The following is a 6,684-nucleotide window of genomic DNA, read 5'->3' on the forward strand; positions in this document are numbered from 1 at the left end:
TCGACCCTAACGAGGGATGCGCGGGGCTAGGCTGGCAGGCCGGCGCGACCGCGCCACGCACCACGTGTCGCCTGGGAGTCACCATCAGCGAGTCCAACCCGCCCACCGGACCCATCGAGGAGGTTCGCCCCTCGGCCGCGCTTCCGGCGCGTAGTGGCGCCCGCGGCCACCTCGTCGACCTGCGGCCGCTCACCGAGAGCCCCGCGTTCGCGCGCATGTGGATCGGCGGGTCGATCACGGGCATCGGCAGCCAGATGACGATCGTCGCCGTCGGGCTCGACATCTACGCCCGCACCCAGTCGACGTTCGCCGTCTCGCTCGTCGCCGCCTTCGCGCTCGGGCCCATGATTCTGTTCGGGCTCTACGGCGGCGTGCTCGCCGACAGCTTCGACCGACGAACGGTGGCCCTCCTCTCGGCAACGGTCGCGTGGGCCACCACCGCGGGTCTCGCCGCCTTCTCATGGTCGGATGCCGAGCCCACCTGGCCGCTGTACGCCCTGATCACCGTCAACACGGTGGCCTCAACGATGGTCGGCGTCGCCCGCCAGGCCATGGTGCCCCGGCTCATTCGCCGTGAACTGCTGCCCGCCGCCGGTGCGCTCGGCGGCATCAGCGGCGGCGTCATGCTCACGGTGGGCCCGGCCCTCGCCGGCGTGCTCATCGCCACCGTCGGATTCGCCTGGACCTACACGATCGACGTCGTCCTGTTCGTCGCCGCCTTCTACGGCCTATGGACCCTGCCGTCACTGCGCCCCGAGGGCTCGCCCGGCAAACCCGGGATGCGGGCCGTCATCGACGGGGCCCGGTTTCTGAAGCGCGCCCCGAACATCCGCGCCTCCTTCCTGCTCGATATCTTCGCCATGACGTTCGGCAACCCCCGCGTGCTGTTTCCCGCGATCGGCGCGGTGCTGATCGGTGGAGGCGCCATCACGGTCGGCGTGCTGACCTCGGCCGTCGCGGTCGGCACGCTCGTGCTCGGCGTCTTCTCGGGCAAGCTCGGCGGCGTGCGGCGCCAGGGGCTCGCGGTCGGCATCGGCGTGGGCGTGTACGGGGCGACGATCCTCCTGCTCGGCGTCGTGCTGCTGCTCGCTGCCCTCAGCCCGATGGTCGTCAGCGAGAGTCTCGACGACGTGAACTGGGCCGCCCTGATTGCCGCGTGCATCCTGTTGGCGGCATCCGGCGCCGCCGACTCGGTCAGCATGATCTATCGCAACACGATGCTGCAGGCGAGCGTTCCCGACCAGATGCGGGGTCGCCTGCAGGGGCTGTTCACGGTCGTGGTCACGGGCGGCCCTCGCGTCGGCGACCTCTACGTCGGCGTGCTCAGCGTGACGGCGCTGCTGTGGTTCCCGCCGCTGCTCGGCGGGGTCGTGATCATGGTGGCCGCGGCCGTCATCCTGCGCGTGCAGCGGACCCTGCGCGCGTACGACGCGCTCGACCCGCAGCCCTAGCCGCCCACACCCTTGACCAACGGCGGTTCACGGAGAACCCTGGTGCTGTGCAACGGATACCCGACCGTTGCGAACCCGGAGCGCAGCGATGACCACCACCCTTCCCCACCACGATGACCGGCTCTATCTGACCGACAGCGGACTCGAAACGACCCTGATCTTTCACGACGGAATCGACCTGCCCGAGTTCGCCGCGTTCCCGTTGCTCGAGAACGACACGGGGCGACGCCGCCTCGACGCGTACTTCGACGCGCACCTGGATGTCGCGCGGCGCTACGGCACCGGTTTCGTGCTCGAAACCGTCACCTGGCGGGCAAACCCTGACTGGGGAACCGTGCTCGGCTACAGCGCGGCCGCCCTCGCCGAGGCGAACCGCCGGGCTGTCGCGCACCTCCACAGCGTGCGCGACCGTCACGCCGACCTCTCGGACCGGGTGGTGATCAGCGGCTGCGTGGGGCCTCGGGGCGACGGCTATGTCGCCGATGACGCGATGACGGCGCACGAGGCGGCCGACTACCACCGCGCGCAGATCGCCGCTCTGACAGACGGTGGGGCCGAGCTCGTGACCGCCCTCACGATGACCTCGTCGGCCGAGGCCGCGGGGGTTGTCATGGCGGCTGTCGATGTCGGCGTACCGGTCGTGATCTCGTTCACCCTCGAGACGGACGGGCGTCTGCCGTCTGGCGACACGCTCGCCGACGCCATCGACACCGTCGATGCCGCGACGGCGAGCGCCGCCGAATACTTCATGATCAACTGCGCCCACCCCACGCACTTCGTCGACACCGTCGACAGCGCCGAGCCGGCGCTCACCCGGGTGCGCGGGTTGCGGGCGAACGCGTCGACGATGAGCCACGCCGAGCTCGACGTCGCTGAGGAGCTCGACAGCGGCGACCCCGACGATCTCGGCGACCGATACGCCGCGGTACTCGACGTGCTCGGTGAACTCACGGTGCTGGGCGGCTGCTGCGGAACCGACATTCGGCACATCGAGGCGATCGGGCGCCAGTGCGCTCCCCTCTTCGCGCGCAACTGAGACCCAGGCTCCTGGGCACGGCCTGAGCGTTCGGCGGGCGCGGCGTGGAAGGATGGCCCCGCCCCGACCGCCGATCAGCAGGGAGCACCATGGCCGAGCAGCCCGAGAGCCGCGTCGCTGTCTACATCGACTTCGACAACATCGTGATTTCCCGCTACGACCAGGTGCACGGGCGCGGCGCGTGGCGCAAAGACAACGTGTACCGGCTCGGCCCCGGCCTCGGCGAGGCAAGCCCCGAGATCGCCGCGAAAATCGAGGCCGCAACAGTCGATATCGGCGCGATCATCGACTACGCAACGAGCTTTGGCACCACCGTGCTGAGCCGCGCCTACGCCGACTGGTCAATCGGGGTGAACGCCGGGTACCAGGGCCAGCTCATGGAGCGGGCCGTCGATCTCACCCAGCTGTTTCCCGCTACGGCGCAGATGAAGAACGGGGCCGACATCCGCCTCGCGGTCGACGTGGTGGAAGACCTCTTCCGTCTCCCCGACGTCACGCACGTCGTCATCGCCGCGGGCGACAGCGACTACATCGCACTGGCGCAGCGCGCGAAGCGGCTCGGCCGTCACGTCGTCGGCGTGGGGGTGGCGGGCGGTACGAGCAGGTCGCTCGCCGCGGCCTGCGACGAGTTCGCCGACTACGACACACTTCCCGGCGTGCGGCCGATCACGAAGAAGACGGCAACGAAAAAGGCCGATACCCGTGAGACCTCACCCGACAAGGCCGAGTCCGCGACGACGGAAACTCCCACGGGCAAGAAGGCGTCGAGCCAGCTTCTCATTCGAGCGCTCGAGCTCATGCACGAGCGCGACGACGAAGACTGGCTGCACACGTCAGAGCTCAAACGCCAAATGGTGCGCCTCGACCCGGCGTTCAACGAAAAAGCCATCGGGTATTCGACCTTCGGCGAGTTCCTTGCCTCACGCGCGAACATCGCGGAGCTGGACGACTCGAACGCCCAACTGCACAAGGTGCGCCTGCGCCGCGGAGAGGACCGCTGACCATGTTCCGACGCCGCCCCCCGCTTCCCCCCGCCGACCCGGGTCGGCCGAGCCTCGCCGGCATGTGGACCGACCGCCTGGGTGTTCTGGGCACGCGCAGCCTGCAAATCCTGCTCATTCTCACCCTGTCGACCGTCACGGTGTGGGCCCTGCTGCAGGTCAGCATCGCCGTCATTCCGCTGCTGCTGGCGCTCATCATCGCCGCCGCCTTCAACCCCCTGATGCGCTGGATGCGCGACAAAGGGGTGCCCGACATGGCCGCAGCGTGGATCGCGCTGCTCGGCGCCCTCGCCGTGCTCGGCGGCATCATTTGGGCCATCGTCATCGCCGTACGCAACCAGTGGGAAGATCTCGTGGCTCAGGCCGCCGAAGGCTTCACCGAGCTGCTCGACCTCCTGCAGGGGCTACCCTTCGCCGAGGAATTCATCGCCGACGTCGAACTCGACGAAGCGCTCGACCAGCTGGTCGACTTCGTGACGAGCCCGCAGTTCGGCTCGGGAGCGCTCACCGGGGTCACCTACGTCGGCCAGTTCCTCGCGGGGCTCGCCCTGTTCATCGTGATCCTGTTCTTCTTCCTGAAAGACGGCCCGCGCATCTGGGCGTTCTTCCTCAAGCCCTTCGAGGGCGAGCGGTTCCGCCGCGGGGAGCGCGTTGGCGCCGTATCGGTCGCAACCCTCGGCGGCTACATCCGCGGCACGTCAATCGTGGCGCTCGCCGATGCGGTCGGCATTGGCCTGGGCCTGTGGATCCTCGGGGTGCCGCTGGCGCTGCCGCTGGCCGTGATCGTGTTTATTACCGCGTTCATCCCGATTGTGGGTGCCACGCTCGCCGGAACGCTCGCCGCCCTCGTTGCCCTCGTGACGAACGACCTCGTGACCGCCCTGATCGTCGTCGGCATCGTCGTCTTGGTCAATCAGTTGGAGAGCAACTTCTTGCAGCCGGTCGTGATGGCCCAGACGCTGAAGCTGCACCCGCTCGTCATTCTGCTTGCCCTCTCGGTGGGCACGATCACGGGCGGCATCGTCGGCGCAATCCTGTCGGTGCCCATCGCGGCGACGGCGTGGGCGATCGTCAAGGTGTGGGATCGACGAGACCCGGCGCTCGAGTACCAGGGCAGACCGCGAGTTCCGGCACCGTAGCGGTGCGGAACGGCGGGCCTCAGTCGGCCGCCGGGTACAGCTCCGCGAGCTCGGCGATGACCTCGTCGGTCGAGCGCACGGTCGCGAACTCGCCGTGCAGGCTCGCGGCCGCCGCGCGTGCGACCTCCGCCGCCGGGATCACCGTGCCATCGGGCAGTTGCCGATCGTGACAGTGGGTCGCGTCGAGTACGAAGTCGACCGCGTAGCCGAGGTTCGCCGCCATGCGCGCCGTCGTCGAACAGCAGTGATCGGTCGTGATGCCGCAGATCGTGACGGCGCTCACCCCTTCGGCCTGCAGCCAGTCGTGCAGATTCGGCGTGCCGTAGAAGGCTGAGTTGACGGTTTTCGACACGAGAAGGTCGTGCGGCCCATCGACGCCGTCGTGAAACCTGTTGCCCTCGGTACCGGGGGCGAGCGGAGACCCCTCAACCACCGAGTCGTGGCGCACCAACACGACGAGCAGGCCAGCGTCGCGCCACGCCGCGAGCAGCCGAGCGATGTTGCGCTCGGCGTCGGGGTTGTCGCGCGGACCCCAGCGCGGGTCGAGGAATCCGCGCTGCGGGTCGACGACAACGAGGGCGCGGCTCGGGATGCTCGTGGTCACGACTCGAGACTACGCATGGTCGCCGTCTGCTTCACCCGGCGACAGCTCGTCCTCCGTGGCCATCGACTCCGTCCCGCCGTCGGGGTGCACGAGCGCACCCGGCCACGGCAGGATCGCCAGCAGCAGGGCGAGGGCGGGGGCCAGCACCGCCCAGGCGGCCAGGTCGTGCGGCAGAACACCCGGAGGCGGCATCAACTGCGTCGCCGACAGGGCGCCCACCGCTGCTCCCACCGCGACGGCGACCATGCCGGTCTGGGGCGTGAGGTTTTCGGTGCGCGACACGATGCCGCCTACGGCGGCCCCAGCGAGAGTGATGGGCAGAAGCCACGCCGTCCCTTCGACGGTGCGGGCAATGGCGGCGAGGAGGTCGGCGGTAGGGACCGAACCGGGCGATAGCAGCGCCGCCGGCGTGAGCCGCAGCACCGCCACGACGACGGCCGTGGCGAACGCGGCGATCGTCGCCCCGAGCACGTACAGCGAGGCCGCGGTCACGGTCGAAAAGCGCCGCGACGCGGGTCGCGCCTCCGCGCTTTTCGAGATTTCTTCCGCAGCCACGACGTGAGACTAACCCAGACAGACCCGTTGGTCACGCACTTTCTGGGCTGGGCGTGGGAACGACGTGAGGGAGGCCTTGGAAGCCGTGACGCGCATCCCATCGTCTGCCTAGCGTGGAGTCATCTCACCGAAGGAGGAGACACATGACGTACGACCTGACTGGCAAGAAGGTGGCCTTTCTGCTGACCGACGGATACGAAGACAGCGAGCTCACCGAGCCCTGGAAGGCGGTCACCGAGGCGGGCGCCAGCGCGCTGCTCGTGTCGCCGAAGCCCTCGGAGGTGAGCGGCAAGAACGGCCACACCCAGGCGGTGGATGCTGTGGTCACCTCCGTCGACGCGGAGCACTACGACGCGCTCGTGCTGCCCGGCGGCGTCGTGGCCGCTGACCACCTGCGCATGGACGAGGCGGCCGTGAAGTTCACGAAGAACTTCTTCGAGCAGGGCAAGCCGGTGTCGGTGATCTGCCACGGAGCGTGGATTCTGATCGAGGCCGACGTGGTGCGCGGACGCGAAATCACCAGCTACCCATCGCTCAAGACCGACCTCATCAACGCCGGCGCGGAGTGGGTCGACGAAGAGGTCGTGGTCGACCAGGGCCTCACCTCGAGCCGCACGCCCGATGACCTGCCCGCCTTCTGCGCGAAGACGGTCGAGGAGATCTACGAGGGCGAGCACGCGGGGCAGACCGCGTAGCGGTTGAGCCTCGCTGTGCGAGTCACTGCGGGCCGCACCCTTACGGGGTGCGGCCCGTTTCTGTGTGGACGGGGCACGCCAGGACAGCAGTGCCGCACTGTCTACCTCGGGGGTTCAGGGACGGGTGCGATGTAGCCGACGCAGTCCGCGACTCCCACATCCACGCAAGAGTCGTATGAACTACCCAGAACGACGATCCGCGC

At 68.9% G+C, this 6,684-nt stretch carries 7 protein-coding genes; 5 read left to right on the forward strand and 2 right to left on the reverse strand.

What is annotated here, in order from left to right; genetic code table 11:
• Positions 1-179: 179 nt before the first annotated feature.
• The 4 genes from ACK4SC_RS11235 (at position 180) to ACK4SC_RS11250 (ending at position 4,627) form a co-directional block, all read left to right on the forward strand.
• Positions 180-1,451: an MFS transporter gene (locus ACK4SC_RS11235; RefSeq protein ID WP_409618017.1), complete on the forward strand. Its 1,272-nt coding sequence runs from the start codon at positions 180-182 to the stop codon at positions 1,449-1,451.
• Between the two features lie 88 nt (positions 1,452-1,539).
• Entirely contained in the window at positions 1,540-2,487 is a 948-nt protein-coding gene (locus ACK4SC_RS11240) for a homocysteine S-methyltransferase family protein (protein ID WP_409618004.1), read from the forward strand.
• An 89-nt stretch (positions 2,488-2,576) separates the two neighbouring features.
• Positions 2,577-3,488 (forward strand): NYN domain-containing protein, encoded by a 912-nt coding sequence (locus tag ACK4SC_RS11245; RefSeq protein WP_409618006.1) that lies wholly within the window; start codon positions 2,577-2,579, stop codon positions 3,486-3,488.
• A gap of 2 nt (positions 3,489-3,490) precedes the next feature.
• On the forward strand, positions 3,491-4,627 hold the full coding sequence (locus tag ACK4SC_RS11250) for an AI-2E family transporter (protein ID WP_409618008.1): 1,137 nt from the start codon (positions 3,491-3,493) through the stop codon (positions 4,625-4,627).
• A 19-nt stretch (positions 4,628-4,646) separates the two neighbouring features.
• On the opposite strand, the gene ACK4SC_RS11255 is transcribed toward ACK4SC_RS11250, so the two are convergent.
• Together ACK4SC_RS11255 and ACK4SC_RS11260 are read right to left on the reverse strand one after the other, a co-directional pair.
• Positions 4,647-5,231 (reverse strand): cysteine hydrolase family protein, encoded by a 585-nt coding sequence (locus tag ACK4SC_RS11255; RefSeq protein ID WP_409618010.1) that lies wholly within the window; start codon positions 5,229-5,231, stop codon positions 4,647-4,649.
• 9 nt (positions 5,232-5,240) lie between these two features.
• Positions 5,241-5,786 carry a hypothetical protein gene (locus ACK4SC_RS11260; RefSeq protein ID WP_409618012.1) on the reverse strand — a complete coding sequence of 182 codons (546 nt, stop codon included), beginning with the start codon at positions 5,784-5,786 and terminating at the stop codon, positions 5,241-5,243.
• A gap of 143 nt (positions 5,787-5,929) precedes the next feature.
• Between ACK4SC_RS11260 and ACK4SC_RS11265 the strand changes: the two genes are divergently transcribed.
• Positions 5,930-6,481: a type 1 glutamine amidotransferase domain-containing protein gene (locus ACK4SC_RS11265; protein WP_409618014.1), complete on the forward strand. Its 552-nt coding sequence runs from the start codon at positions 5,930-5,932 to the stop codon at positions 6,479-6,481.
• The last annotated feature ends 203 nt before the right edge of the window (positions 6,482-6,684 follow it).

The organism is Microcella sp., from assembly GCF_046293215.1.
In the GTDB taxonomy this organism is placed as follows: domain Bacteria; phylum Actinomycetota; class Actinomycetes; order Actinomycetales; family Microbacteriaceae; genus Microcella.